Here is a 2,621-nt window from a genome sequence, read left to right as displayed (position 1 = left end):
AAAGGTATCCACAGCTTCGGTAAATTGTTTTAGCCCCGGTACATTTTCGGCGCAGGGTCACTCGACTAGTGAGCTATTACGCACTCTTTGAATGAATAGCTGCTTCTAAGCTAACATCCTAGTTGTCTGTGCAACCCCACATCCTTTTCCACTTAACAATTATTTTGGGACCTTAGCTGGTGGTCTGGGCTGTTTCCCTTTCGACTACGGATCTTAGCACTCGCAGTCTGACTGCCGACCATAATTCATTGGCATTCGGAGTTTATCTGAGATTGGTAATCCGGGATGGACCCCTCACCCAAACAGTGCTCTACCTCCAAGAATCTCTAATGTCGACGCTAGCCCTAAAGCTATTTCGGAGAGAACCAGCTATCTCCAAGTTCGTTTGGAATTTCTCCGCTACCCACAAGTCATCCAAGCACTTTTCAACGTGCCCTGGTTCGGTCCTCCAGTGCGTCTTACCGCACCTTCAACCTGCTCATGGGTAGGTCACATGGTTTCGGGTCTACGTCATGATACTAAGGCGCCCTATTCAGACTCGGTTTCCCTACGGCTCCGTCTCTTCAACTTAACCTCGCATCATAACGTAACTCGCCGGTTCATTCTACAAAAGGCACGCTCTCACCCATTAACGGGCTCGAACTTGTTGTAGGCACACGGTTTCAGGTTCTATTTCACTCCCCTCCCGGGGTGCTTTTCACCTTTCCCTCACGGTACTGGTTCACTATCGGTCACTAGGGAGTATTTAGGGTTGGGAGATGGTCCTCCCAGATTCCGACGGGATTTCACGTGTCCCGCCGTACTCAGGATACTGCTAGGTACAAAGACTATTTTAAATACGAGGCTATTACTCTCTTTGGCTGATCTTCCCAAATCATTCTTCTATAATCTTTGAGTCCACATTGCAGTCCTACAACCCCGAAGAGTAAACTCTTCGGTTTGCCCTTCTGCCGTTTCGCTCGCCGCTACTAAGGCAATCGCTTTTGCTTTCTCTTCCTGCAGCTACTTAGATGTTTCAGTTCACTGCGTCTTCCTCCTCACATCCTTAACAGATGTGGGTAACAGGTAGTACCTGTTGGGTTCCCCCATTCGGAAATCCCTGGATCATCGCTTACTTACAGCTACCCAAGGCATATCGTCGTTTGTCACGTCCTTCTTCGGCTCCTAGTGCCAAGGCATCCACCGTGCGCCCTTATTAACTTAACCTTATTTTTCTGACCTTTCAGTCATAAACTCTTATTAATACTACAGCGTTTTCGGTTTATTTTCTTGTTACTATTTGATATAGATATTCAATTTTCAATGTGCATTACTTGGTGATCTCTCACCAATGGAGCCTAGCGGGATCGAACCGCTGACCTCCTGCGTGCAAAGCAGGCGCTCTCCCAGCTGAGCTAAGGCCCCACAAGACCTCTCAAGACTAAACAAGACCAATGCGCAGTTCCTTATCCTTAGAAAGGAGGTGATCCAGCCGCACCTTCCGATACGGCTACCTTGTTACGACTTCACCCCAATCATCTATCCCACCTTAGGCGGCTGGCTCCTAAAAGGTTACCTCACCGACTTCGGGTGTTACAAACTCTCGTGGTGTGACGGGCGGTGTGTACAAGGCCCGGGAACGTATTCACCGCGGCGTGCTGATCCGCGATTACTAGCGATTCCGACTTCATGTAGGCGAGTTGCAGCCTACAATCCGAACTGAGACTGGCTTTAAGAGATTAGCTTGCCGTCACCGGCTTGCGACTCGTTGTACCAGCCATTGTAGCACGTGTGTAGCCCAGGTCATAAGGGGCATGATGATTTGACGTCATCCCCACCTTCCTCCGGTTTATTACCGGCAGTCTCGCTAGAGTGCCCAACTGAATGATGGCAACTAACAATAGGGGTTGCGCTCGTTGCGGGACTTAACCCAACATCTCACGACACGAGCTGACGACAACCATGCACCACCTGTCACCTCTGTCCCGAAGGAAAACTCTATCTCTAGAGCGGTCAGAGGGATGTCAAGACCTGGTAAGGTTCTTCGCGTTGCTTCGAATTAAACCACATGCTCCACCGCTTGTGCGGGCCCCCGTCAATTCCTTTGAGTTTCAACCTTGCGGTCGTACTCCCCAGGCGGAGTGCTTAATGCGTTAGCTGCGGCACTAAACCCCGGAAAGGGTCTAACACCTAGCACTCATCGTTTACGGCGTGGACTACCAGGGTATCTAATCCTGTTTGCTCCCCACGCTTTCGAGCCTCAGCGTCAGTTACAAGCCAGAGAGCCGCTTTCGCCACCGGTGTTCCTCCATATATCTACGCATTTCACCGCTACACATGGAATTCCACTCTCCCCTCTTGCACTCAAGTTAAACAGTTTCCAAAGCGTACTATGGTTAAGCCACAGCCTTTAACTTCAGACTTATCTAACCGCCTGCGCTCGCTTTACGCCCAATAAATCCGGACAACGCTCGGGACCTACGTATTACCGCGGCTGCTGGCACGTAGTTAGCCGTCCCTTTCTGGTAAGATACCGTCACAGTGTGAACTTTCCACTCTCACACTCGTTCTTCTCTTACAACAGAGCTTTACGATCCGAAAACCTTCTTCACTCACGCGGCGTTGCTCGGTCAGACTTCCGT

At 50.1% G+C, this 2,621-nt stretch carries 1 tRNA gene and 2 rRNA genes; all 3 read right to left on the bottom strand.

Annotated features, from left to right (window positions below):
• Window positions 1-1,206: ribosomal RNA gene (locus HMPREF2764_RS00600) — 23S ribosomal RNA — on the bottom strand; the annotation flags it as partial.
• 125 nt (window positions 1,207-1,331) lie between these two features.
• Window positions 1,332-1,404: transfer RNA gene (locus HMPREF2764_RS00595), tRNA-Ala, on the bottom strand.
• Window positions 1,405-1,455: 51 nt separating this feature from the next.
• Window positions 1,456-2,621 (bottom strand): 16S ribosomal RNA (locus tag HMPREF2764_RS00590); the annotation flags it as partial.

It is taken from the genome of Streptococcus sp. HMSC073F11, assembly GCF_001810785.1.
Lineage (GTDB): Bacteria > Bacillota > Bacilli > Lactobacillales > Streptococcaceae > Streptococcus.
The sequence above is the reverse complement of the archived record's forward strand: the minus strand, read 5'-3'. Positions and strand labels throughout refer to the sequence as shown.